This is a genomic window from Streptosporangium becharense, from assembly GCF_014204985.1.
GTDB lineage: Bacteria > Actinomycetota > Actinomycetes > Streptosporangiales > Streptosporangiaceae > Streptosporangium > Streptosporangium becharense.
Map to the genome: position 1 here is coordinate 6,813,863 of NZ_JACHMP010000001.1, position 25,390 is coordinate 6,839,252.

Genomic DNA, 25,390 nt, shown 5'->3' on the forward strand with positions numbered 1-25,390 from the left:
TCGCGATTGCCCTGCTGGCCGTTTTGGGGTAGCTATGTAACAACTTTGCAGACTCTTGCAGAAACTTCTTCCAACCGCGTTCACGTGGGCGTAACGTCCGGCGTACTCCACACCGGCCCGGACGGCCCCCGCCGTCCGGGCCGGTTCCCTTGAACATTGAGGAGAGAACATGCGGCGAGCCTTCTCAGCCGTGACGATCGTCGCGGCCCTCGCCCTGGCGGTCTCCGCCTGCGGTGGCGGCGACGGCGGAACGGCGGCTGCACCCTCCCAGGCCGCCCCCGCGGACCCGTCGAAGATCAGTGGTGAGATCACCTGGTGGGACACCGTCCGTCCCGACAGTGAGGGCCCGACGTTCCAGGCGCTCATCAAGGACTTCGAGGCGAAGTACCCGAACATCAAGGTCAAGTACGTCAACGTCCCCTCCGACCAGGCGCAGAACCAGTTCCAGACGGCGGCGCAGGCGGGTACGGGGGCCCCGGACGTGATCCGTTCCGAGGTCGCCTGGACCTCCCAGTTCGCCTCCCTGGGATATCTGCAGCCGCTGGACGGCTCCCGCGCGGTGGAGAACGAGTCCGACTTCCTGCCCGGCCCGCTGAGCAGCACCAAGTACAACGGCAAGGCCTACGCCGTCCCGCAGGTCACCGACACCCTCGCGCTGCTGTACAACAAGAGGCTCCTGAAGGAGGCCGGGCACGAGAAGGCCCCGACCACGGTCGAGGAGCTCAAGCAGGTCGCGCTGGACGTCAAGAAGAAGACCGGCGTCAACGGGCTCGCGCTGAACGTCGACTCCTACTTCCTGCTGCCGTTCATGTACGGCGAGGGTGGCGATCTCCTCGACGTGCAGAACAAGAAGATCACCGTGAACTCCCCGGCCAACGTGAAGGCCATGGCCACGGTCGCCGACCTGGTCACCTCCGGCGCCGCCCCCAAGCCCGCCATCCAGGACAGCTACGCCAACGCGATGACCGCCCTCAAGGACGGCAAGGCCGCGATGATCTACAACGGCCCGTGGGCGCTGGCGGAGGTCTACCAGGGCAAGGAGTTCAAGGACAAGGAGAACCTGGGCATCGCTCCCGTCCCCGCGGGCTCGGTCAAGGCCGGCGCCCCCACCGGCGGCTGGAACCTCGCCATCTACGCCGGTTCCAAGAACATCCCGGCCGCCACCGAGTTCGTCCGCTTCATGAGCACCCCCGAGTCGCAGGCCAAGGTCGCCAAGGAGATCAGCCTCCTGCCGACCCGCGCCTCCGCCTATGACAACCCGGACGTGCAGGGCAACAAGGACGTCGCCGTCTTCAAGCCGATCATGGACACCGCCACCGCGCGGCCGTGGATCCCCGAGGGCGGCCAGCTCTTCCAGCCGCTGCTGGAGGGCTACCAGGCCCTGGTCGGCGGCAAGACGACCCCCGAGGAGATGCTCAAGACGGTCGACGAGAAGTACCGCGGCATCTTCAAGGACTGGAGCTGACCTGTGGCGCTCTCGACTGGACGTGCGAGCGGCACGACCAGGGACCTGACCGCGGGCGCCGAGAGCGCCCGCGGTCGGGGCGGCCGGGAGCCCGGCCCGTTCCGGCGGGCGGCGAGCCGGCACTGGTACGCCTGGGCCATGGTCGCCCCGGTGGTCCTGGTGACCGCCCTGCTGATCGGCTGGCCGCTCGCCCGGGGCGTCTACCTCTCCCTGACCGACGCCACCGAGGCCAACATCGGCCGCACGATCGGCGTCAACGTCATCCCCTCGACGTATGAGTTCGTGGGGCTTGAGAACTATGTCGGGATCCTCACCAGCGGCCTGTTCTGGGAGAAGCTGACCTGGACGGTCGTGTGGACCGTCGCCTGCGTCGCGCTCCACTACGGCCTCGGGCTGGGACTGGCCCTGATGCTCAACCGCAGGGTCGCCTTCCGCTCGGCTTACCGGCTGCTGCTGATCCTGCCGTGGGCGATCCCCGGGTTCGTCTCGGCGTTCATCTGGCGTTACCTGTACAACAGCGACTTCGGCGTGATCAACGCGATGCTCAGGGCCGCCGGCCTGGGCCCGGTCGGCTGGCTCGACGACCCGACGCTGGCGAAGGTCGCGGTCATCGCGGTGAACGTCTGGATGGGCGTGCCGTTCATGATGGTCGCCGTGCTCGGCGGGCTCCAGTCGATCCCCGGTGAGCTCTACGAGGCGGCCGAGGTCGACGGCGCGACGCCGTGGCAGCGCTTCCGCTTCATCACGCTCCCCGGGCTGCGCACCGTGTCGAGCACCGTCGTGCTGCTGGGCACGATCTGGACCTTCAACATGTTCCCCGTCATCTACCTCATCACCGGCGGCGGGCCGGGCAGCTCCACCGAGATCCTGGTCACCTACGCGTTCCGTGAGGCGTTCACCAGCGTCCGCAACTACTCCAACTCCGCGGCCTGGGGAGTGATCATCCTGCTGCTCCTCGTGGTGCTGGCCGTGGTCTACCGCCGTTCGCTGCGCAAGCAAGGGGAGGTCTGGTGAGCTCCGTCACCGCAGGCACCCGTCCGGCCGTCCCCGCCCCGACCGGCCGGCGTGCCCGCCGCCGCGGGGAGCGCGGCGTCAGCGCCTCGATCCTGCTGCACGGCACCCTGCTGCTCGCGGTCGGCATCTCGGTGTTCCCGATCATCTGGCTGGTCCTGACCTCGCTCAAGCCGCGCGACGGCTGGCTCTCCAGCGAGCTGGAGCTGTTCAACCAGCCCTCGCTCGACAACTACGTCCGGGTGCTCACCGGGACGCAGTTCCCGACCTGGCTGCTCAACTCGGTGATCGTCGCCGGGCTGACCACGGTCCTCGGCGTGTTCCTGGCGTCCACGACCGGCTACGCCATCAGCCGTTTCCGCTTCCCCGGGTACCGCGGGGTGATGTGGATGCTGCTGATCACCCAGATGTTCCCGGTGGCCATCCTGATCGTCCCGCTGTACAACCTGATGGCGGGCCTCGGGCTGCTCAACCAGGTCCCCGGCCTGGTCATCGCCTACATGACCGTGGCCGTGCCGTTCTGCGCGTGGATGATGAAGAGCTACTTCGACTCCATCCCGCGGGAGATCGACCAGGCGGGGCTGGTCGACGGCCTCACCCCGTTCGGCACATTCTGGCGGCTCATCCTGCCGCTGGCCCGGCCGAGCCTGGCGGTCACCGCCTTCTACTCCTTCATGACGGCCTGGGGAGAGGTGGCCTACGCCACGGTCTTCATGTCGCAGGAGGAGAAGCGCACCCTCGGCGTCGGGCTGCAGCAGTTCGTGGGGCAGCACTGGTCGGACTGGGGTCTGCTCACCGCGTCGGCGGTGCTGATCGCGGTGCCCGCGGCGATCGTCTTCCTGCTCGTACAGCGTCATCTGGTGACCGGCCTCACCGCCGGTGCCACGAAGTCGTAACACCACCGTGCCATCCACGTCCTGATATGTCACCTGACGGGGGATTTAATATGACCGAGCTTGCCCACCCAGTCCACGAGGCCGCGACCGCCACCCGATGGTGGCGCGACGCGGTGATCTACCAGGTCTACGTGCGCAGCTTCGCCGACGGCAACGGTGACGGGATCGGCGACCTGCTCGGCGTGCGCAGCCGGCTGCCGTACCTGGCGGACCTCGGGGTGGACGCGCTCTGGCTCACCCCGTTCTTCACCTCGCCGATGGCCGACTTCGGCTACGACGTGGCGGACTACCGGGACGTCGATCCGATCTTCGGGTCGCTCGCCGACGCCAGGGCCCTGATCGACGAGGCCCACCGGCACGGCCTGCGGATCATCGTGGACGTGGTGCCCAACCACACCTCCGACCGGCACGCCTGGTTCCAGGAGGCGCTCGCCGCGGCGCCCGGCGACCCCGCGCGGGAGCGCTACATCTTCCGGCCGGGCAAGGGCCCCGGCGGGGAACTGCCGCCCAACGACTGGGAGTCGGTCTTCGGCGGCTCCGCCTGGACGCGCCTGCCGGACGGCGAGTGGTACCTGCACCTGTTCGCCGCCGAACAGCCCGACCTGAACTGGGACAACCCCGAGATCCATGCGGAGTTCGAGTCGATCCTGCGGTTCTGGCTCGACCTGGGCGTGGACGGCTTCCGCATCGACGTGGCCCACGGCATGGTCAAGGCGCCGGGGTTGCCCGACGTCGGCCATCCCGACCAGGTCCGGATGATCGGCGCCGAGGTGGTGCCGTTCTTCGACCAGGACGGCGTGCACGAGATCCACCGTGCCTGGCGCAGGCTGCTCGACTCCTACCCGGGCGAGCGGATCGGCGTCGCCGAGGCATGGGCGCCGTCCGCGCTGCGACTGGCCAACTACATCCGGCCGGACGAGCTGCACCAGGCGTTCAACTTCCACTTCCTCACCGCCCCGTGGGACGCCGCCCGGTTCCGCGCGGTGATCGACGAGTCGCTCGCCACGGCCGGGCTGGTCGGTGCCCCCACCACCTGGGTGCTGTCCAACCACGACGTCAAGCGGCACGTCACCCGCTACGGGCACGGCGAGGCCGGCCTGCGCCGTGCCCGCGCCGCCATGCTGCTGACGCTGGGCCTGCCCGGCTCGGCGTACATCTACCAGGGCGAGGAGCTCGGCCTCCCCGAGGTCCTCGACCTGCCCGAGGAGTTCCTGCTCGACCCGCAGCGGCTGCGCAACCCCGACGACGGCCGCGACGGCTGCCGGGTGCCCATCCCGTGGGCCGACGGCGAGCCGCACTTCGGCTTCAGCCTGCCGGGTGTCGAGGGAACGTGGCTGCCCATGCCCGAGTCCTGGGGCCCGCTGAGCGTCGAGGCCCAGCTCGGCGACCCCCGCTCGACGCTGAACCTCTACCGTGACGCGCTGCGGATCCGGCGGGAGCTGCGTTCCTTCGGCGACGCCCCGCCGGTCTGGCTCGACTCCCCCGAGGGAACGCTCGCCTTCGCCCGCGACGGCGGTTTCGCCTGCACGGTCAACCTCACCGGCGAGCCGGTCGAGCTGCCCGCCCAGGGCCGGGTCCTGCTCGCCAGCGTCCCGCCGGTCGTCGAGGGCGGCCTCGCGCGCCTCGCCCCCGACTCGGCGGTCTGGTGGCGGCGCGATGACGCATAGCGGTGCCGGCACGTTCGGCAACGGCACCGCCCGGCTGACCGACATCGCCGCGCAGGCGGGGGTCAGCGAGGCCACGGTCAGCCGGGTGCTCAACGGCAAGCCGGGCGTCTCCGCCGTCACCCGCCGGTCCGTGCTGGCGGCACTCGACCTGATGGGGTACGAGCGTCCGCAGCGGCTGCGTCAGCGCAGCAACGGGCTGATCGGCCTGGTCACCCCGGAGCTGGACAACCCGATCTTCCCGGCGTTCGCCCAGGCGTTCGAGAAGACCCTCACCCAGCACGGCTACACCCCGGTGCTCTGCACCCAGCTGCCCGGCGGCGCGGTCGAGGACGAGTTCATCGAGATCCTCGTGGAGCGCGGAGTGAGCGGCATCATCTTCGTCTCCGGCCTGCACGCCGACACCACGGCCCGCTCGGACCGCTACACCCAGCTCATCGGGCAGGGAGTGCCGATCGTCCTGCTCAACGGGCACGCGGCCGACGTGCCGGCGACCTTCATCTCGCCGGACGATCGGGCGGCGGCGCGGTTGGCGGTGCAGCATCTGGTGGATCTGGGGCATGAGCGGATCGGGCTGGCGGTGGGGCCGCGGCGGTTCGTGCCGGTGATCCGGAAGATCGAGGGGTATCGGCAGGCGATGGCGCAGTTGCTGGGGGCGGTGGAGGTGGAGGGGTTGGTCTCGCATTCGCTGTTCTCGGTGGAGGGTGGTCAGGCGGCGGCGGCGCAGTTGCTGGAGCGGGGGTGTACGGGGATCGTGTGCGCGTCGGATCTGATGGCGTTGGGGGCGATCCGGGCGTGCCGGGATCGGGGGTTGTCGGTGCCGGGGGATGTGTCGGTGGTGGGGTTCGACGACTCGCCGTTGATCGCGTTCACCGATCCGCCGCTGACCACCGTGCGTCAGCCGGTCCAGTCGATGGTGACCGCCGCGGTGCACACCCTCCTGGAGGCCGTCGCGGGCACCCCCGGCCGGCACTCCGAACTGATCTTCCAGCCCGAGTTCATCGTGCGGGGTTCGACGGGCTCCGGCCCCAAGGTCCTCCGCTGACCCGGGTCCTCCCCCTGCCCGCTCCCTCCGTCATCCCGTTCTCCGGTCACCCCGGGGGCCGGACGGCGCGTTTTCCGGTGGCCGGCACCCGCCGGCGGAGGCGCGGGTAGAGGGAACGTAACGGCTTGCTGTGTCTCCGTCCACGGAATCGCCGTTGCCGTGACCGTTGTGCGAGGATCTGCGCTGAGTAATCGGCGGTCACGGTGTGATGGAGCGCGACACGATGGATTCGACGAGGCGTTGGGCCGGGCCGGTGCTCGGTGCCTTCGTGGCGGGCTGCGGGCTCGTCGCCGTTCCGGCACCGATCGCCGCCACTGCGGCGGGCACCGCTGCGGGCACAGTGGCGGGCACAGTGGCGGCCACTGCGGTGGGCCCGGTGAGCACGGCCGGCACCGGGGCGGGCAGGGCCGGCACGGCCGGCACCGTCTACTACGTCGACTCCCGCGCGGGTGACGACGCCGCGGCGGGCACCTCGGAGACGGCCCCCTGGCGCAGCCTGGACCAGGTCAACGCCACCGAACTGCGTCCCGGCGACACGGTGCGGCTCAAGCGCGGCGGAAGCTGGCCCGGCACGCTGACCCTGTCCGGCAAGGGCACCGCCGCGGCTCCCATCACCGTCGAGCCGTACGGCAAGGGTGCCGCTCCGAAGATCAGCGGCAGGGAGACCGCCTGCGTCGTCATCTCCGGATCCTACGTACGGGTGACGGGCGTGCACGCCCGCGACTGCCTGTGGGCCGGTTTCGAGGTGGGCGGCAACCGCAACGAGCTCGACCGGGTCCGCGCCGACCGCAACGTCACCGGGGTCCACATCATCGGCGCCCACAACGTCGTCAGGAACAGCGTCCTGGCCGGCAACAACCGGATGAGCGTCAACGACGAGGGCGGCGACGACGACTCGGGCGCCTTCGGCGTGCTGCTCAACGGCGACGACAACCTGATCACCGGAAACGTGATCACCGGTAGTTACGCGCCGAGCAAGGACTACGGTTTCGACGGCGCCGCCGTCGAGGTCTTCAACGGCGACCGCAACCGGGTCACGCACAACGTCTCCAAGGACAACCTGACCTTCGTCGAGCTGGGAGCACGCAAGGGCAAGACCGCCACGGGCAACGTCTTCGCGCACAACGTGGTGACCTCCTCGCGCGAGCGCGGCTCCTTCCTCGTCACCCGCGGCGCCCGTCACGCCGTCGGACCGGTCAAGGGCACCGTCGCGGTGCACAACTCGGTCCACCTGCCCGGACGCGACACCAGCGGCTGGGTCTGCCACGACGGCTGCGCACCCGGCATCCTCAAGCTGCGCAACAACGTCATCGTGGTCGGCGGACAGGTCGGCTTCGAGGACGGCAAAGGCGCGGACGAGGGCGGCAGCGTCTACCGGGGCCGCTCCCGCAAGTTCACGCTGGGGCCCCGGTCGGTCATGGCCGACCCCCGGTTCCGCGGCCGGGACGACCTGCGCCTGCGTCCGGGCTCCCCGGCCATCGGCCGCGGCTTCAGGCTGGGCCCGGACTGGTACGGCGGTGCCGCGCTGGCCCGCGACGCAGCGGGGACGGCGCTGCCCGAGGCTCCCACCGCGGGTGCCTACCAGCACTGACTTTTTCCCGTCGCGGGATTTATCCTGGACATCGCCCCGGAACCTCGCTGAAACCTGGCTACGGCACTGTGATGCCCAGAGTGAGGTGATCGGCGATGATGTTGCGGCTACGGGTCTCCTTCCCCGACCGGCCCGGTGCCCTGGGCCAGGCGGCCCGGGTGCTCGGCACGCTGGGGGCGGACATCCTCCAGGTGACGGTCCTGGAACGTGAGGCGGGGCGTGCGGTGGACGACTTCACCGTCTCCTGGCCGGGGACGACCGACGCCGAGACGGTCAGGGACCGTCTCTCGGTGATTCCCGGGATGCGCGTCGAGGGGGTCTGGCCCACCCGTGAGATCCCCGGTGCCGCGCCGGACTACGACCTGTTGCGGCATGTCGCGGGAGAGCCCGGCAGGGCCCTCGCCACCCTCGTGGACGCGATGCCGGACCTGGTGAGCGCCGAGTGGGCGGTGGTCATGTGCGCCGAGCGCGGTGAGCTGACGCACCACAGCTGGCAGGCCCCGCAGGTCCTCGACGAGACGGGCGGCCTGGCCGGGGTGAAGGCGGCCGATCTCACGCCCCTGCGTCCCGCCGCTCTCAGCTCGGGCGGGCAGCAACTGATGAGCCTGCCCGTGCCCGGGACGGGTCTGCACCTGATCCTGGCCAGGAATCAGGGGCCGCCCTTCCACCGCGCCGAACTGGACCGTGCCGGGCGGGTCCTGGAAATCATCTCGATTATCGGCCGTATCTCTTGAAGTATGGCGTTTCCGGTATAACCGAAATTGGGTATTGAACGCGTTGATACGGTGGCAGCGCATGTCTCCGTATTAGAGATCGTCCCCCCGACGGGCACCACAGGTCATATCGGTATCGGGCTTTCACCGGCCCGTGAGGGGGGCAGCTCGATGCCTGACCGCCACCATGTCGCGGCCACGGGGCTACTGGGCCTGTGCCTGGCGCTCACCGCCTTCTCGGGAAGCGGTGGGCGGGCGGCCACCGCGACGGAGGCCGCCGGCCCCCGACCGGCCGCGGTGGACCCGACCCAGCCGCCCGCCACCGGTGAGCCCGAGGGGACGCCACCCCCTCCCGGGGGAACGGCCTCGCCCACCCCCGGCGGAACGGTCTCGCCCACCCCCGAGCCGGCCCCGGTGCCCGAAGGGTTCAAGCGGATCGGCGGCGTGGAGAACGGCCTCACCGTCGCCGTCCCGCAGAAGTGGGTCGCGCTCGACCTGAGCAAGGAGAACCTGGAGGAGGGCCTGAAGCGCAGCGGCCTGACCGGTGACGCGGCGGAACAGGCGAGGCGGAGCCTGCAGACCCTCATCGACAACAAGGGCATCTGGGCGACCGACTCCGAGTCGGTCAAGACGTCGCCCAACGGCTTCGCGACCAACCTCAACGGCTTCTGCCAGCCAGTCCAGGCGCCGGCGATGGACCAGCTGATCAGGGAGACCAAGGAACAACTGGAGCAGCTCAACGCCAAGGTCACCGAAGCCGACACGGTCAGGCTCGGCTCGGCGGAGGCGGCGCGGATCGTCTACACCTTCCCGGCCGGCGGTGTCGACATCCGCGGCACGCAGTACTACCTCCCTTCCTCGGGCAGGACCTGCATCATCACGCTCAGTACCGACAGCGAGGACCGGCAGCGGCTCTTCGACCGGATCGGCCGGACCATGCGCCTGTCCTGACCGGCCGGACGGCCGGGGAGGCACCGGAAGAACCCTGGGCCGCATCGGGTACGCCGCAGACGGGGTCAGCGCCGCCCGAGATCCGCCTGGTGCCGCTCGGGCTCGGTGCGTCACATGGAGTACGCAGGAGACGGGGTCAGCGCTGCGGCGGGTCGACCCGGGAGCCGTCCATGGTGAAGAGCATCAGGCGGCCGGCGTCGACGCCGACCCGCGCCGGATCGCCGGCCCGCCAGACGGGACGGGCGCCGAGGCGGACGATGAGGTCGGCCCGGCGGTGGCTGCCGCCGACCTGCTCCTGCTCCTGGTGCGGGTCACCGGTGTCGCCGGCCCCGTAGCCGGGGATCAGGCGGCGCAGCACGGAACGGGCCCGGCCGCCGTTGAGAGTGGAGGAGCCCGCGCGGGCGGCGCGCCGGGGGTCGGGCGGCTCGGGCACCGCCACGGCGGTCAGCCCGCTCTCGACGTAGGCGAGCCACTCGTGGCCGTGATACTCCAGGGCCCGGACACGGCCGAGGAAGGTCGGCCCCTCGAAGGTGTCGGGGACCGGGGCCAGGCAGTCGGGGCGGAGGCCGACGATGATCTGCTGGCCGACGTGCTTGGAGATGGCGTACGCCCTGGGATCGGTCCAGGGGATCATGATCTGGTGCGGGCCGAAGTCGAGCAGGATGAACTGGTTCTGCGGAGCGCGCACGGTGGCCGCGAGCAGGTTGAGCTGCTGGGAGCTGAGGAAGGCCGCGGTGAAGGCGGTCGCCGGGTCGTTGTACACCTGGCCCGGGGTGCCGAGGTCCTGCAGGACCCCGCGGTTCATGATGGCGATCCGGTCGGCCATGGTCAGGGCTTCCACCTGATCGTGCGTCACGTAGATCGTGGTCACCCCGAGGGAGCGGACCAGCGCGGAGATCTCCATGCGCAGCTCGGTGCGCATGCCCGCGTCCAGGTTGGACAGCGGCTCGTCCATCAGGAAGAGCGAGGGCTGGCGGACGATCGCGCGGCCCATCGCGACCCGCTGGCGCTGGCCGCCGGAGAGCGTTCCGGGACGGCGTTCGAGCATCTCGTCGATGTGCAGGGCCTTCGACAGCTCGGTCACCCGTTGCCGCACCATCGCCGGGTCGGCCTTGGCGATCTCCAGTGGGAAGGCGATGTTGCCGCGTACCGTCCGGTGCGGGTAGAGCGCGCCGTTCTGGAAGACCATGGCGACGTCGCGGTCGCGGGGAGCCAGGTCGTTGGCGAGTGTCCCGCCCAGCCACAGGTCGCCGTCGGTGACCTCCTCCAGCCCCGCGATCATCCGGAGCAGGGTGGACTTGCCGCACCCGGAGGGGCCCAGCAGGACGAGAAGCTCACCGTTTCCGGTGCGCAGGTTCATGCGGTCAACCGCGAGGTACCCGCCCGGGTAAACCTTGCTCACGTTGTCGAGGACGACGGTACTCATGGCGCGCTCGTTCCCCCCGGGCTCCGGCGCCCGGATCCAGCCGTGTGATTGATGAGGTAGTACATCGCGACCTTTGCCTGCGTGTCCATAGATGCCGTTAGAAAATGCACATCCGCCGGTTACTTTTCGGTCAGGTCGGCCGGGTACGGCCCGCGGCCGGAGGGCCTTTCCCGCGCGGGATCGCGCTGAGCGCGAGATGTTACAGTTTGCGAAAGCTTTTGAAAATGAATTCACGCGAGGGCGTCGGCTGTGCGTGCCGATCGACTTGCGTGTGATCCGGTCGCGTGGTGGGGTGGCTTCTGATGGACGGTGAACTCACGGAGACCGCACGCTCCCGACCCGACGGAACCGGGATCAGGCTGGCCGACGTCGCCGCGCAGGCGGGGGTCAGTGAGGCCACGGTCAGCCGGGTGCTCAACGGCAAGCCCAGCGTCTCGCCGTCGACCAGGCAGGCGGTGCTGGCGGCACTCGACCTGATGGGGTACGAACGCCCGCAGCGGCTGCGTCAGCGCAGCAACGGGCTGATCGGCCTGGTCACCCCGGAGCTGGACAACCCGATCTTCCCGGCGTTCGCCCAGGCCATCGAGAAGGCGCTCACCCAGCACGGCTACACCCCGGTGCTCTGCACCCAGCTGCCAGGCGGAGCCCCCGAGGACGAGTTCACCGAACTGCTGATGGAGCGCGGGGTGAACGGCATCATCTTCGTCTCCGGCCTGCACGCCGACACCACGGCGAAGATGGACCGTTACATACGCCTGACCGAGCGCGGGCTGCCGATCGTCCTGCTCGACGGCTACACCCCCCACGTCGACGCACCGTTCGTCTCGCCGGACGATCGGGCGGCGGCGCGGTTGGCGGTGCAGCATCTGGTGGATCTGGGGCATGAGCGGATCGGGCTGGCGGTGGGGCCGCGGCGGTTCGTGCCGGTGATCCGGAAGATCGAGGGGTATCGGCAGGCGATGGCGCAGTTGCTGGGGGCGGTGGAGGTGGAGGGGTTGGTCTCGCATTCGCTGTTCTCGGTGGAGGGTGGTCAGGCGGCGGCGGCGCAGTTGCTGGAGCGGGGGTGTACGGGGATCGTGTGCGCGTCGGATCTGATGGCGTTGGGGGCGATCCGGGCGTGCCGGGATCGGGGGTTGTCGGTGCCGGGGGATGTGTCGGTGGTGGGGTTCGACGACTCGCCGTTGATCGCGTTCACCGATCCGCCGCTGACCACCGTGCGCAAGCCCATCGGCGCGATGGCCTCGGCCGCCGTGGCCACCCTCCTGGAGGAGATCAACGGCGTCCGGAACAAGCACGTGGAGCTGATGTTCCAGCCCGAACTGGTGGTGCGCCGCTCGACCGGCTCCGGCCCCCTCGTGAACCGCTGACCCGCCGGGGCCGCCGGCGACACGGTCACGGCCGCCCGACCTCCCCCCGCGGCCGGAGCCCGGGGCCCACGTTCAAGGAAATCCGATGAAACCTGGCCATGACGTCGTCGTCATCGGCGGTACCGGGGTCGACACCACCGTCTACGTCCCCTCGCTGCCCCTGCCCTACGCCGACACCTACGCCGTTCCTCCGGTGATCGACCGGATCGGCAACACCGGCAGCGGAGTGGCCCTGGGGTGCCACGCGCTGGGACTGAGGGTCAAGCTGGTCGACCTGATCGGCGACGACCCGCAGGGCCGGTTCATCCGGGCCCGCTTCGAGGGCGGCGGCATCGACACCGGCTGGGCGCTCGCCCCGCAGGGCACCCGGCGCAGCGTCCTGCTCGTCGGCCCCGACGGGCGCCGCACCTCCCTGTTCGACCCGCGCGCCGCCGAGGGGGAACGGCTGCCCCGGGAGCTGTACCTGGAGGCGGTGCGCGACGCCCGGCACGTCCACGTGTCCCTCACCGGTTTCTCCCGGCACGTCTACCCCGACCTCGACGGCCGGTTCGTCTCCACCGACCTGCACGACTGGGACGGTGAGGACGACTTCCACCACGACTACGCCTACTCCTCCGACCTGGTCTTCCTCTCGGCATCCGCCCTCGGCGCGCGCCGCGAGGAGGTCATGCGCGACATCCTGTCCCGCGGCCGGGCCGGTGCCGTGGTCTGCACGGACGGCGCGGCGGGCTGCCACGTGCTCGACGCGGCCGGGCCGAGGTCCTTCCCCGCCGCGCCTCTGCCCGGCCCGGTGGTCGACAGCAACGGTGCCGGAGACGCGTTCGTCTCCGGCGTCCTGTACGGCCTGCTCTCCGGACGCATCCTCGACGAGTCGGTCCGGCTGGGGACGGTGGCGGGGGCCCACGCCTGCACGTCGGCCGGCACCCACGAGAACCCGATCGACGAGGCGACCCTGCTCGACCGGGCGGGTGAGCCCCGGGAACCCACCCGGTAGCGGGCCGGGAACCCGCGGGGGAGGGGCCGCCCGCGTCCGGCAGTCCGCGGCCGGGGCGGGAGGGGCGTCCCCGCGGGGACGCCGTCCCCCGCCTCCGCGGCGGGACCCGGGCCCCTACCCGCGCCGCAGGTCGCCGAGCAGTTCGGCGGCCCGCTCGCGGTAGGCGGCCACGCCGCGCAGCTTCACGTCCTCGTAGCCGCGGACGACGTCGGGCAGCTCGGCCAGCTCCCGGACCCGCTCCGCGGTGCCCCGATCCAGGAACGCGAGGGCACGATGGAGATCACGGGTGTACTCCTCGGCCAGCTCCCGCTCGGTCCTGCGCACCCGGCCCAGGCCGAACGGGTCCAGCCGGGTGCCGCGCAGCCCGCGCATGCCGTACAGCAGGTGGAAGGCGGGGTCGAACCAGGGCCCCAGGCGGAGCTTGCGCTTCATGCCGAGGGCACGCAGCGCCGGCGGGTGCAGGTTGTAGGAGATACGGGCGCCGGGGCCGAACTCGGCTGCGATCCTCGCCCGCTCGGCCGGGTCGAGGTGGAGCCGCGCCACCTCGTACTCGTCCTTGTAGGCCATCAGGCGGTGCAGCTGCCGGGCGTAGGCCTCGGTGACCGGGAAGCTCCCGGCCGGTTCCCAGCCCTCCGCGCCGAGCGCCTCCCGCTCCCGGTCGAGCACCGCGCGGACCGCGTGGGCGTAGCGGACCGCGTAGCGCGGGTTCTGGTACGCGGCCAGGTCGGGCACCCGGGCCGACAGGATGCGGTGCAGTTCGGTGCCGGGCTCGGCGAGCGCGTCGACCAGGCGTGCCGCCTCCCGGGCCACCGGCGGCGGGACCGGGACCGCGGGCCGGGTCGCGCGCGCCACGGCCTCCGGGTCGGAGACGACGGCGCGGCCCCAGTGGAAGGCGGCGATGGTCCGCTCCGCCGCCCGGCCGCCGCCCGCGCGGATCGCCCGCTCGATCGACTCCAGGCGGATCGGGATGAGCCCCCGCTGCCAGGCGGCCCCGACGACGATCGTGTTGGCCGGCATGTGGTCGCCGAACAACGCCTGGGCCACCCGCTCGGCGTCGAGGTAGACGTTCAGCTCGCGCCGGGTCCGCGCCTCCAGCGCGCCGACCGGGGAGGCGGGGTCGGTCAGGTGCGTGGCCGGGTCGAGCACCATCGAACCGGTCGGCACCAGGCTGGTGGAGACCACGGCGACGGTCCGGTCGCGGTCGGCGGCGGCCAGGTGCTTGGGGTCGGTGGCGCCGATCAGGTCGAGTGCGAGGTAGGCGTCCACGCCGGCGGCGCCGCTCGGCGTGGTGCGGTCGCCGTCGCCCTCGAAGATCAGGATGTCGGAGACGACCGTGCCGCCCTTCTGCGCCAGCCCGGTCTGGTCGAGGCCGCGGGACCGCTTGCCGTCGAGCATCGCGGCGGTGCCCAGGATCTGCGCCACCGACACCACGCCCGTGCCGCCGATGCCGACCAGCCGGATCGAGGTCTCCCCGGTGGGCAGACCGGGTACGGGCATCCGCGGCGGGGCCGGCACCGGGGGACGTTTCCCGGCGGTCCCCTTCCCGGCGGGCACGACGGTGACGAAGGACGGGCAGTCGCCGTCGACGCAGGAGTAGTCCTTGTTGCACGACGACTGGTGGATCTCGGTCTTGCGGCCGAACTCGGTCTCCACCGGCAGCACCGACAGGCACTCGGACTTGCGCGCGCAGTCGCCGCAGCCCTCGCAGACCCGCTGATTGATCGCCACCCGTCTGACCGGGTCGGGCAGCGTGCCCTTCTTGCGCAGCCGCCGCTTCTCGGCAGCGCACTGCTGGTCGTGGACCAGCACGGTCACGCCCGGGGTCGCCGCCAGCTCACGCTGGGCGTCCTGCAGCGCCGACCGGTCGCGGACCTCGGCGATCGGCGCCAGCGCGACCCCCCGGTAGCGCTCGGGCTCGTCGGTGGTGACGATGACCCGGCGGACCCCCTCGGTCTCCAGCCAGCGGGTCAGGTCGGCCACCGACAGGGCCGGGGTGATCGTCTGGCCGCCGGTCATCGCGACCGCGCTGTTGTAGAGGATCTTGTAGGTGATGTTGACGCCCGCGCCGACCGCGGCCCTGACCGCGAGCGAGCCGCTGTGGTGGAAGGTGCCGTCGCCCAGGTTCTGGAAGATGTGCGGGGTGCCGGTGAACGGCGCCTGGCCGATCCACTGCGCACCCTCGCCGCCCATCTGGGTCAGGCCGGCCAGCGTGCCCTTGCCCTCGCGGTTGAGCACCACCATCGTGTGACAGCCGATCCCGGCCCCCACCACCGCACCGTCCGGGACGGCGGTGGAGCGGTTGTGCGGGCAGCCCGAGCAGAAGAACGGGGTGCGGCTGGCCGTGATCAGTTTCAGCGGCGCCGGGCGAGAGACGGTGGCCAGCCCTTTCTCCACGCGCTCGCCGATTCCCCGGCGGCGCAGCCGGAAGGCGACGGCCTTGGCGGCCAGGTCGGCGTCGACCGCTCCGTGCCGCGGGATCAGCGGCGCGTCGTTCTCGTCGAGCTTGCCCAGGACGCGGGGTGCGTCGGCCGTGCCGTACAGCACGTCCTTGACCAGGGTCTCCAGCAGCGGGCCCTTCTCCTCGACCACGAGGATCTCCGTCAGCCCCCGGGCGAAGGTCCGTACGATCTCCGGGTCCAGCGGCCAGAGCATGCCGATCTTCAGCAGCCGGATGCCCAGCTCCTCCGGGGTCACGCCGAGCCTGCGCAGGCCCTCCCGGACGTCGTAGTACGCGGTGCCGGAGGCGACGATGCCCAGCCAGGCGTCGCGGGGGTCGGCGGTGATCCGGTTGAGCTCGTTCTCCCGGGCGTACGCGCGGGCCAGCTCCAGGCGGGGGCCGGTGAGCGTGCGCTCCATCTCCAGCGACCAGGGGGTGAGCAGCGTGCCGTCGGGCACGTGCCGGTAGGGCCTGCCCTGGTGCTCGACGACGGGCATGACCGGAGTGATCCGGCCATGCCCGACGTCCACGGTGCCGGTGGCGTCCACGACGTTGGAGACGGCCTTCACCGCGACCCACAGGCCGCTGGCCCGGGACGCCGCTATCGCGTGGCGGCCCAGGTCGAGCAGCTCCTGGACGCTGCCGGGGTGGATCACCGGCATGCCCAGGGCGGCGAGCGAGCTCTCGGTCGCCGAGGGGAGTGTGGAGGACTTGCAGGTCGGATCGTCACCGCAGAAGGCGATCAGGCCCCCCAGGGGATGGGCGCCGACGAAGTTGCCGTGCCGGAACGCGTCGGCCGCGCGGTCCACGCCGGGCGCCTTGCCGTACCAGACGCCCAGCACGCCCGCCTTGCGCGGGTCGGGCAGGGTGGGCACGAGCTGGCTGCCCCACACCGCGGTGGCGCCGAGCTCCTCGTTCTGGCCGGGGCGGTGCACGACGTCGAGCGGCTCGGCGAACGCGCGGGAGCGGGCCAGCTCCTGGTCGAAGCCGCCGAGGGGGGAGCCGGGGTAGCCCGAGACCATCGCGCCGGTGTCGAACCCGGCGGCGCGGTCGGCGCGCATCTGGTCGAGGATCACGCGGACGAGCACCTGGGTGCCGTTCATGAACACCCGGCCTTGTTCCAGCAGGTAGCGGTCGTCGGGGGAGACCTCACCGGCATCGGCGGAGATCGTCATTAGCGTGGTCCCGTCTGTCGGACTCCTGCGATTGCCGAAAGGTTATGTCACAGAGAACGGAATTCGATGTCAATCTTTCGTAGGGATGTGCCGGGGGTTAGCATCAGATGCCATGGATGTGACGGATCGCGCAATTCTGAGCTTTCTGCAGGCCGAGGGCAGGCTGAGCAACCTGGAGCTGGCCGAGCGGGTCCGGCTCACGCCGTCGCCCTGTCTGCGCCGGGTCCGCAACCTTGAGGAGTCCGGGGTGATCACCGGCTACCGTGCGGTGATCGACCCGGTCGCCGTCGGGCGGGGCTTCCAGGTGGTCGCCTACGTCGAGCTGGAGGGCCAGGACGCCGAGACGGTCACCGCTTTCGAGGCCGCCGTCATGGAGATCGACGACGTGGTGGAGTGCCTGCGCATGTTCGGCCGTCCCGACTACGTGCTGCGGGTGGCGGTCCCCGACATGGACGCCTACAGCCAGCTCTGCCTGGAGAAGCTGGGTCGCCTGCCCGGTCTCGACAAGCTGACCTCGCAGATCGCGATGAAGGCCCTCAAGCCCGGGGGCGTCCTCCCGCTCTGAGCCGCAGGCACCGCCCGGTTTCCGCATGGTCGGCCGGTTGCCGCCCGATGGCGCCCGCTTCCAGGTATGAGGATTCACTCATGCCGTACGCGCCGTCCAGCATTGGCACTCCTGACCGTGGTCATCGATAGTTGACCCCATGCACCGACCCCTGACCGTCGCCGTCATCGGCGATTCCGATGAGACGTCCGCCTCCTACCTGACCACGAACGACGCCCTGCGCCACTCCGCCGGGCACCTGGGGGTGGAGGTGGACATCCGCTGGCTGCCGACCCCTCCCCTGGAGACCGACCTGTCGGCCGTCCGGTCGGCCGACGCACTGTGGTGCGCCCCCGGCAGCCCCTACCGCAGCCTGTCAGGGGCGTTGCGTGCGATGCGCCACGGCCGTGAGCACGGGATCCCGACCCTGGGCACGTGCGGCGGCTACCAGCACATCGTCATCGAGTACGCCCGCAACGTGCTGGGTTTCACCGACGCGCAGCACGCTGAGTACGACCCCTACGCCTCGCGGTTGTTCGTCTCCAGGCTCGCGTGCTCCCTGGTGGGGAAGACCATGCCGGTCATGCTCGTACCAGGCTCGACGGCCGCCGCCCTGTACGGTGAGGAGAAGGTCGAGGAGGAGTACTACTGCAACTTCGGGCTCAACCCCGACCACCAGCGGACCCTCCACGACGGCGGCCTGCGGGTGATCGGCACCGACGCCGACGGCGAGGCCCGCATCCTGCAAGTGCCCGGCCACCCCTTCTACCTGGCCACGCTCTTCCTCCCGCAGGCCCGCTCGTCGAGCGCCGGGCCGCACCCGCTGATCACCGGCTTCCTGAGGGCGGCGCTGAAGGCATGACGTTCACCCAGCTCCGGATCCTGCAGGCGGTGGCGCGCACCGGCAACATGACCCGGGCGGCCGAGGAACTCGCCACCACCCAGTCAGCGGTGAGCCACGCCCTGCGCCTGCTGGAACGCGAGCTCGGTCTGCCCCTGTTCATCCGGGGCAACCAGGGGGTGACCCTGACCCCCGCCGGCCGTACCGTGAGCCGGCGGGCCGCGCTCATCCTGACCCAGCTGGAGGCTCTCGACCAGGAGGTGGCGGTCGCCCGCAGCCAGTCGGGCGGCCGCCTGCGCATCGGCGTCATCCCCAGCGCCAACGCGCACCTGCTCCCGTCCGTCCTGCGCGCCTTCACCGCCGCGCATCCCCGCGTTACCCTCACCGTGCTGGAGGGATCCGACCCCGAGGTCCTGGACTGGCTCCAGACCGGCGCGGTCGACGTCGCCACCATCACCACCACCGCCCCCCACCTGACCGTCACCCCGTTCTCCCGTGACCGCATGCTCGCCGTCTTCCCGGCCGCCCACCGGCTGAGCTCCCGACCCGCCGTCACCGTGGCCGACGTGGCCCGTCACCCCTTCATCATGTCCGCGGGCGGCTGTGAGCCGCTGATCATGGAGGTTGTACGACGAGCGGGGGCGACCCTGCGCTGTCACTACCGCGTCCGCGAGACCGGCAGCATCCTCGCCATGGTCGCCGAGGAGCTCGGCGTGTCGATCATCCCTGAGCTGGCCCTTCCGGCGCAGACCACGGGGATCTGCGCGATACCGCTTGAGCCGGAGGAGACGCGCACCATCATGCTCGGTCTCCCGGGGGACGGTGCGGCGCTGCCCATGGCCGCCGCTTTCACCGAGCTGGCTCTGCGCGAGGTGCCCCCGGCGTACCGCTGCGTCGCCGGTTCTGTCGGTGGCCGTTCCTAGGATCGGCGCGCGAGTGCGAACCGCATCGCGACACCTTCCCACCGCAGAAAAGGCGTGTTCGTTGAACAACCTGCAGCAACACCTGTCACGGTGCATCGCCTCCTCCCTGGCGCGTCAGATCGCCTTCGGCGAGCTGACCGGCCACCTGGGCTGGGCCGTGGACGTGAACACCGGGACGATCACGTTCGGCGACGACCTCAGGTTTCCGATCCAGCTCCTGGGCACGGAAAGCGACGCTGAGCAGACCTGGCTCTGGGCCTGGGCGAACACGCGGAGCAACCTCCCGCCTGCTCTGCTGCGCGCCGCCACCTGGCTGCGGGAGTACGGGCTGCAGCACCGCATCCCGGAGCTGACCGAGGCGCAGGTGCCGCTCGACTCGGCCGACGGGCACCTTCTCGCCCTGCTGTCGGCGGGGCTGACCGGGCGTTGTTACTACCGCGGGTCCCACCAGGGCGGGGCGGTGTTCCTGCTCGTGGAGGCCGTGCCGGACTCGGTGCTGGCGCCCGTGCCGCCGGAACGCGCCGTCGCCGTCCTGTCCCACGCCATCGGGATGTGCGAGCTCGATCATCGAACACTGGTCGGCAGCTTCCTGACCCAGCAGGGCTGGCAGGTCGAGACGGCGGCGGCGGCCATCGCGGGGCGGCACCCCGGCGGGTCGGAGCTGCGGGTGGAGTTCGACGGCCAGGGGCGGATCGGCGACATCCGCGCCACGATCCAGGCCGGCTGAGACCGGGGGGAGGCGTTCCCTCCCGGCCCCGCCCGCCCCTGCCCGGCCCCGCCTGCCTCTGCCCGGTCCTGCCCGGCCCTGCGCGGTCGCTGCGGCGCGTGGCCGTCCGCGCGCCGTCCGCCGGGATCCGGTCGTCACGGGTGGGCCGTATGACAGCCCGTGGTGTCCGAAATTGGAAAAATCCTACTATTTTTGTAGGATTACCAGATAAGTCGCCCAAGTGGAGGAACTCCCACAGACGGTGACGTATGCGTCGAACACCCCGGTGAGCCCCAGGCCCGCCCGAACGAAGTGAGCTGTCCGAAACCATGTCCGCAACGGCCCCCGCGCACGTCGTCGAGTCCGCCCGCGCAGGCTGGGACGCCTGGCGTGCGTCCCGCCTCACCTCCCTCACCGCACCCACGGGAAACCTCGCGCTCGTCGAGACCCGCTGGTCGGCCCCGGGCGAGGAGGCCCCCGCTGAGGACACGGCCGAGGACACGCCGACCGGGCGGCCGGACGGGGTGACGGTCACCAGGCTGGAGCGGCGTGACCTCGTCACCGGCCAGGTGCAGCACGGCATCCGCCAATGGGACGCCGCCTCCCCGGCGATCCGGCACTTCACCACCGTCGACGCCTTCCCCTTCGACCCCCGCTGGGTGACCGAGGCCGTCTTCACCCCGGTCTCCGAGTCGCGGGTCTTCCCGTTCGAGCACATCCGCGACGGCGGCGCCACCCGCGACCTCGTCGTTCCCGGCGACCTCGCCGTCTCCCTGGGCGGCGTCTCGTACACGCTGAGCGCGTTCGACGACGGCGGGTCGCTCCTGCTGGTCTTCGCCGACCCGACCAACGGCGTGACCACCTACGGCGCCGGCCGGTTCCTGCTGGTGCGGCGCCCGGCCGGCGAGGAGCGGGTCGTGCTCGACTTCAACCGCGCCTTCGTCCCGCCCTGCGGGTTCTCCGTGCACTACAACTGTCCGCTGCCACCGCCGCAGAACCGCCTGCACGTGCCGGTCGAGGCGGGCGAGAAGCTGCCCGTCTTCCGCGACGGCTACCAGGTGCACTGAGACGCACCGCGCCACACCGCGCCACACCGCGACGCACCCGGTACGCACCGGCGCACCGAGCGGTCCCACCCCCGGCGAGCCCCGGCCCGCCCGTTCCACCCGGCCGTACGGCCACACCTCAGGAGAGACAGTGAAAAGGACGACGACCTCGCTCATCGGAGCCGCCCTCGCGGCCGCGCTGGCCCTGGCGGGCTGCGGCTCCGGCTCCGGTTCCGGGGGGAGCGCCTCCGGGGGCGGCTCGGCGAGCGCCGCGCCGGCGGGCGCGTTCGACCCGAACGCGACGATCGAGATCGGCTCGCTCTACGAGCCGCAGAACCTCGACAACACCGGCGGCGGCGGACAGGGCGTGACCGAGGCGTTCAACGGCAACGTCTACGAGGGCCTGTTCCGGCTGACCGACGACGGCAAGGTCGAGAACCTGCTCGCCGAGAAACACGAGGTCAGCTCCGACGGCCTGACCTACACCTTCACGCTGCGTGACGGCGTGAAGTTCCACTCGGGCGACCCCCTCACCGCCGCCGACGTGAAGTACAGCATCGAGAAGGTCACCGCGAAGGACTCGCAGTCGGCCCGCAAGAGCAGCCTGTCCGTGATCAAGAGCGTCGAGACCCCGGACGACCGCACGGTCGCCGTGAAGCTGTCCGACAAGTCGATCTCGTTCGTCTACAACCTCAGCTACATCTGGGTCGTCAACGACGCCGCGAAGGACCTCGCGAAGTCCGAGGACGGAACCGGCCCCTACAAGCTCGGCGAGTGGAAGCGCGGCTCCACGCTGAGCCTGGTGCCCTTCGACGGCTACTGGGGCACCGCCCCGACCAACAAGGGCGTGGTGTTCCACTACTTCACCTCGGCGACCGCGCTCAACAACGCGCTGCTCACCGACGCGGTGGACGTCGTCACCAGCGAGCAGAGCCCGGACGCGCTGGAGCAGTTCGCGAACAACCCGGCCTACAAGGTCAACGACGGCCAGTCCACGACCAAGCTCCTGCTGGCCTTCAACGACCGGGTCAAGCCGTTCGACAACAAGCTCGTCCGCAAGGCCGTCAGCTCCGCCATCGACGACCGCAAGCTGCTCAACTCCATCTGGGGCGACTACGGCACGCTCATCGGCTCCATGGTCCCGCCGACCGACCCGTGGTACGAGGACCTGACCGCGGTCGACCCCTACGACGTGGAGCTGGCCAAGAAGCAGCTCGCCGAGGCGGGCCTCGCCGGCGGGTTCGAGTTCACCCTCGACACCCCCAACTACGACCCGCACCCCACCGTCGCCACGTTCATCAAGGGCGAGCTGGCCAAGATCGGCGTCAACGTCACGATCAACGTCATCACCGCCGACGAGTGGTACACCAAGGTGTTCAAGAACCGCGACTTCAGCGCGACGCTCCAGGAGCACGTCAACGACCGCGACGTGGTCTGGTACGGCAACCCCGACTTCTACTGGGGCTACGACAACCCCGAGGTGACCAAGCTCGTGGCCGAGGCCGAGCGCTCGGACACCGCCGAGCAGCAGACCGAGCTGCTCAAGAAGGCCAACCGGCAGATCGCCGAGGACGCCGCCAGCGACTGGCTCTACCTCTACCCGCAGATCGTAGTGGCCTCCTCGAAGCTGTCCGGCTACCCGGTCAACGGCCTCAACTCGCAGTTCCCCGCCTACGCCATCAAGAAGGGCTGACCCCCGGATCGGCCGCACGCCCCGGCCCGGCCCGCCGCCTCACGCGACGGGCCGGGCCGGGGCGTCCGGCCGCCGGCGACCCGTCTGGTCTCCTATGATCACTTACCTGTTGCGGCGGGCGGCGTTCCTCGTCGTCTCGCTCCTCCTCGCCTGCGTCGTGCTGTTCCTGCTGCTGCGGCTGCTGCCCGGCGACCCTGCCAACGCGCTGCTCTCGGTGGGCGCCACCCCCGAGCAGATCGAGGCCGCCCGGCACCGGATCGGCTCGGACCGCCCGCTGCCGGAGCAGTTCGCCACCTGGGTCGGCCAGATGGCGAGCCTCGACCTCGGCGAGTCCTTCGTCAGCACCCTCCCGGTCGGCCCGGAGATCGCCGCCCGCCTGGTCGTGACCGTCCCGCTCACGCTGCTGTCCTTCACGCTGGCGGTCGTCGTCGCCGTCCCGGTCGGTTTCGTCGCCGCGCACCGCGCGCACACCTGGTACGGGTCCCTGCTCAGCGGGTTCTCTCAGCTGGGCATCGCGGTGCCGGTCTTCTGGGTGGGCATGCTGCTGATCACCGTCTTCGCGCTCCAGTTGCGCGTGCTGCCCGCCGGAGGGTTCCCCCGGGACGACTGGGCCGACCCGGTCGCGGCCCTGACCTCGCTGGCCCTGCCCGTCGTCACCGTGGCCCTCGTCATGTCCGCCTCGCTCATCCGCTACGTCCGCTCCGCCACCGTCGACGTGCTGGGCAGCGACTACCTGCGGACGTTCCGGGCGCTCGGCTCCTCCTTCACCGGGGCGATGTGGCGGCACGGCCTGCGCAACGCGGCCGTGCCCGTCGTGTCGATCCTCGGCATCGAGCTGGCCACCACCTTCCTCGGCGCCGTCGTGGTCGAGAGCGTCTTCGTCCTGCCCGGCCTCGGCGGGATGCTGGTCAAGGGGATCGCCCAGCACGACTACCCGGTCATCCAGGGCATCCTGTTCGTCAGCACGTTCGCGGTGCTGCTGATCGGCTTCGCCGCCGACCTCGTCCAGCGGCTCATCGACCCGCGGCTGCGCGGCTCCGCGACGGGAGGCAGGCGGTGAAGACCCCATCCGGGCAGCCGGTCGCAACCCCGGCCGAGGCGTCGGTGGAGACGTCGCCCAAAGCACCGGCCGGGGCATCCGCGCGGCGTGTCGCCCGGTCACGCCGGTCCGTCACCCTGGTGGCCGGCTGCGTGCTCGCCGGCCTGGTCGTCGCCATCGCCGTCGTCTCGCTCGTCTGGCTCCCGTACGCCCCCGACGACACCTCCGGCGACCGGCTCATGCCGCCGGGTGCGGCCCACCCGCTGGGCACCGACAAGCTCGGCCGGGACCTGCTCACCCAGCTCATGATCGGTGCGAGGATCGCGCTGACGGTGGGGATCGGCTCGGTCCTGCTCGGCGGGGTGCTCGGCGTGCTCGGCGGCCTGGCGGCGGGCTTCGCCACCAGGTGGCTCGACGACACCGTCGCGGCGCTGCTCGACATCCTCATCGCCTTCCCGACCCTGCTGCTGGCGATGCTGGTCGTCGCGGTGCAGTCGGCGTCGCTGTGGTCGGCGGTCGTCGCGATCGGCCTCGGCATGTCCGCCGTCGTGGCCAGGCTGACCCGCGTGCTCGTCAAACGGGTGCTGGCGCAGGACTACATCACGGCCGCCCGCACCTCGGGGACCTCCTGGCCGCGGGTGGTGACCGAGCACGTCCTGCCCAACATCTGGCCGACCCTGCTGGTCAACCTGGCGTTGCAGCTCGGCCTCGCGGTGCTGGCGGAGGCGTCCCTGTCCTACCTGGGGCTGGGGCCGCCCCCGCCGAACGCCTCGTGGGGCAGGATGCTCCAGGAGGCCCAGACGACCGTGCTCACCGCGCCGGTCGGCGCCGTCGCGCCCGGCGTGCTGCTGGTCATGCTCGTCGTCGGCGTGAACCTGATCGCCGACGGCCTGCGCGACGTGGCCGACCCCACCCGGCGGAGGACGCGATGACCCCACCCGGCGCCACGGAGACCCTGCTCGACGTCACGGGACTCGGCATCCGCTCCGCGGACGGCCGCGACCTCGTCTCCGGCCTCACCTTCGGCATCCCGTCCTCCTCCAGGCTCGGCCTCATCGGCGAGTCCGGATCGGGCAAGTCGCTGACCGCTCTGGCGATCATGGGACTGCTCCCGCCCGGGATGACCGCCTCCGGAAGCATCACACTGGACACGCCCGGGACGGGCCGGACGGAGGTCGTCGGCGCGGCCGAGCGGCACCTGCGGAAGATCCGCGGCCGGGTCGCGTCGGTGGTCTTCCAGGAGCCGCTGACGGCACTCGACCCGCTCATGAGGGTCGGCCGCCAGCTCGCCGAGCCCATCAGGCGCCGGCGTGGCCTGCGCGGCGCGGCCCTGCGCGCCGCCGTCACCGCCGCCCTGACGGAGGTCAGGCTGCCCGAACCCGAGCGCATCGCGCGGGCGTACCCGCACGAGATCTCCGGCGGCCAGCGTCAGCGCGTCGCCATCGCCATGGCCCTGGCCTGCGAACCCGCGCTGCTCATCGCCGACGAGCCGACCACGGCCCTGGACGTGACCGTCCAGGCCGAGGTGCTCGCGCTGCTGGACGGCCTGGTCTCGGCCCGCGGCATGGCCCTGCTGTTCATCAGCCACGACCTCGCGGTCGTCTCCGGCATCACCGACCGGGTGCTCGTCCTCAAGGACGGCCGGGCCGTCGAGTCGGGAACCGTCCTGGAGGTCGTGAACGCGCCGGAGCACCCGTACACCCGCTCGCTGGTGGCCGGCGCCCGCGAGCTCGACGACGCACTGGATTGGACGACCCGATGACCCGGCCCACCCCCGGCGGGGCGGTGCCCCCGCCCGAACCCGGCACGGAGGCACAGTCGGCGTCTGGAGCCGGCACGGAGGCACAGTCGGCGTCCGGCACG

21 protein-coding genes are annotated in these 25,390 nt (G+C 71.2%); 19 read left to right on the top strand and 2 right to left on the bottom strand.

What is annotated here, in order from left to right; translation table 11 throughout:
* The first annotated feature begins 169 nt into the window (after positions 1-169).
* The 8 genes from F4562_RS29590 to F4562_RS29625 all read left to right on the top strand — a co-directional run bounded on the left by F4562_RS29590 (position 170) and on the right by F4562_RS29625 (position 9,336).
* Positions 170-1,465 carry an extracellular solute-binding protein gene (locus F4562_RS29590; RefSeq protein WP_184539709.1) on the top strand — a complete coding sequence of 432 codons (1,296 nt, stop codon included), beginning with the start codon at positions 170-172 and terminating at the stop codon, positions 1,463-1,465.
* Positions 1,466-1,468: 3 nt separating this feature from the next.
* Complete coding sequence (locus tag F4562_RS29595; protein WP_184539711.1) at positions 1,469-2,479, top strand: carbohydrate ABC transporter permease; 1,011 nt, start codon at positions 1,469-1,471, stop codon at positions 2,477-2,479.
* Entirely contained in the window at positions 2,476-3,372 is an 897-nt protein-coding gene (locus F4562_RS29600) for a sugar ABC transporter permease (RefSeq protein ID WP_184539713.1), read from the top strand. Before F4562_RS29595 ends, F4562_RS29600 begins: the two co-directional genes overlap by 4 nt.
* A 50-nt stretch (positions 3,373-3,422) precedes the next feature.
* Complete coding sequence (locus tag F4562_RS29605) at positions 3,423-5,039, top strand: glycoside hydrolase family 13 protein (RefSeq protein ID WP_184539715.1); 1,617 nt, start codon at positions 3,423-3,425, stop codon at positions 5,037-5,039.
* Positions 5,029-6,081, top strand: coding sequence for a LacI family DNA-binding transcriptional regulator (locus tag F4562_RS29610; RefSeq protein WP_184539717.1), 1,053 nt, complete (start codon positions 5,029-5,031; stop codon positions 6,079-6,081). The genes F4562_RS29605 and F4562_RS29610 overlap by 11 nt, the downstream gene beginning before the upstream one ends.
* A gap of 223 nt (positions 6,082-6,304) precedes the next feature.
* Complete coding sequence (locus tag F4562_RS29615; protein ID WP_184539719.1) at positions 6,305-7,672, top strand: right-handed parallel beta-helix repeat-containing protein; 1,368 nt, start codon at positions 6,305-6,307, stop codon at positions 7,670-7,672.
* Between the two features lie 95 nt (positions 7,673-7,767).
* Positions 7,768-8,406, top strand: coding sequence for an ACT domain-containing protein (locus tag F4562_RS29620; protein ID WP_184539721.1), 639 nt, complete (start codon positions 7,768-7,770; stop codon positions 8,404-8,406).
* A gap of 150 nt (positions 8,407-8,556) precedes the next feature.
* A complete protein-coding gene (locus F4562_RS29625) occupies positions 8,557-9,336 on the top strand; it encodes a hypothetical protein (protein ID WP_184539723.1) in 780 nt (259 codons plus the stop codon).
* A 136-nt stretch (positions 9,337-9,472) separates the two neighbouring features.
* Here the strand turns inward: F4562_RS29625 and F4562_RS29630 are convergent, their stop codons facing one another.
* Positions 9,473-10,762, bottom strand: a complete 1,290-nt coding sequence (locus F4562_RS29630) for an ABC transporter ATP-binding protein (protein ID WP_184539726.1) — start codon at positions 10,760-10,762, stop codon at positions 9,473-9,475.
* A gap of 302 nt (positions 10,763-11,064) precedes the next feature.
* Here F4562_RS29630 and F4562_RS29635 point away from each other — a divergent pair, with 302 nt between their 5' ends.
* A complete protein-coding gene (locus F4562_RS29635) occupies positions 11,065-12,129 on the top strand; it encodes a LacI family DNA-binding transcriptional regulator (protein WP_184539728.1) in 1,065 nt (354 codons plus the stop codon).
* Between the two features lie 85 nt (positions 12,130-12,214).
* A complete protein-coding gene (locus F4562_RS29640) occupies positions 12,215-13,123 on the top strand; it encodes a carbohydrate kinase family protein (RefSeq protein ID WP_184539730.1) in 909 nt (302 codons plus the stop codon).
* Positions 13,124-13,237: 114 nt separating this feature from the next.
* Here the strand turns inward: F4562_RS29640 and F4562_RS29645 are convergent, their stop codons facing one another.
* Positions 13,238-16,735 (bottom strand): indolepyruvate ferredoxin oxidoreductase family protein, encoded by a 3,498-nt coding sequence (locus F4562_RS29645; protein ID WP_184539732.1) that lies wholly within the window; start codon positions 16,733-16,735, stop codon positions 13,238-13,240.
* A gap of 112 nt (positions 16,736-16,847) precedes the next feature.
* On the opposite strand from F4562_RS29645, the gene F4562_RS29650 reads away from it, so the two are divergent.
* From F4562_RS29650 to F4562_RS29690, 9 genes are all read left to right on the top strand, one after another.
* Positions 16,848-17,300: an Lrp/AsnC family transcriptional regulator gene (locus F4562_RS29650; protein WP_184539734.1), complete on the top strand. Its 453-nt coding sequence runs from the start codon at positions 16,848-16,850 to the stop codon at positions 17,298-17,300.
* Between the two features lie 139 nt (positions 17,301-17,439).
* Complete coding sequence (locus tag F4562_RS29655) at positions 17,440-18,141, top strand: CTP synthase C-terminal region-related (seleno)protein (RefSeq protein ID WP_184539736.1); 702 nt, start codon at positions 17,440-17,442, stop codon at positions 18,139-18,141.
* Positions 18,138-19,043 carry a LysR family transcriptional regulator gene (locus F4562_RS29660; protein ID WP_184539738.1) on the top strand — a complete coding sequence of 302 codons (906 nt, stop codon included), beginning with the start codon at positions 18,138-18,140 and terminating at the stop codon, positions 19,041-19,043. The genes F4562_RS29655 and F4562_RS29660 overlap by 4 nt, the downstream gene beginning before the upstream one ends.
* Positions 19,044-19,104: 61 nt before the next feature.
* The gene (locus F4562_RS29665) at positions 19,105-19,770 is read left to right on the top strand and encodes a DUF6882 domain-containing protein (protein ID WP_184539740.1); all 666 of its coding nucleotides are present in this window, start codon (positions 19,105-19,107) and stop codon (positions 19,768-19,770) included.
* Between the two features lie 308 nt (positions 19,771-20,078).
* Positions 20,079-20,816 carry a DUF1684 domain-containing protein gene (locus tag F4562_RS29670; protein WP_184539742.1) on the top strand — a complete coding sequence of 246 codons (738 nt, stop codon included), beginning with the start codon at positions 20,079-20,081 and terminating at the stop codon, positions 20,814-20,816.
* 130 nt (positions 20,817-20,946) lie between these two features.
* Positions 20,947-22,488 (top strand): ABC transporter substrate-binding protein, encoded by a 1,542-nt coding sequence (locus F4562_RS29675; RefSeq protein ID WP_184539744.1) that lies wholly within the window; start codon positions 20,947-20,949, stop codon positions 22,486-22,488.
* A 94-nt stretch (positions 22,489-22,582) separates the two neighbouring features.
* Positions 22,583-23,548 carry an ABC transporter permease gene (locus tag F4562_RS29680; protein WP_184539746.1) on the top strand — a complete coding sequence of 322 codons (966 nt, stop codon included), beginning with the start codon at positions 22,583-22,585 and terminating at the stop codon, positions 23,546-23,548.
* Positions 23,545-24,459 carry an ABC transporter permease gene (locus F4562_RS29685; RefSeq protein WP_221206534.1) on the top strand — a complete coding sequence of 305 codons (915 nt, stop codon included), beginning with the start codon at positions 23,545-23,547 and terminating at the stop codon, positions 24,457-24,459. Before F4562_RS29680 ends, F4562_RS29685 begins: the two co-directional genes overlap by 4 nt.
* Positions 24,456-25,289 carry an ATP-binding cassette domain-containing protein gene (locus tag F4562_RS29690; protein ID WP_184539748.1) on the top strand — a complete coding sequence of 278 codons (834 nt, stop codon included), beginning with the start codon at positions 24,456-24,458 and terminating at the stop codon, positions 25,287-25,289. The genes F4562_RS29685 and F4562_RS29690 overlap by 4 nt, the downstream gene beginning before the upstream one ends.
* Positions 25,290-25,390 lie beyond the last annotated feature (101 nt).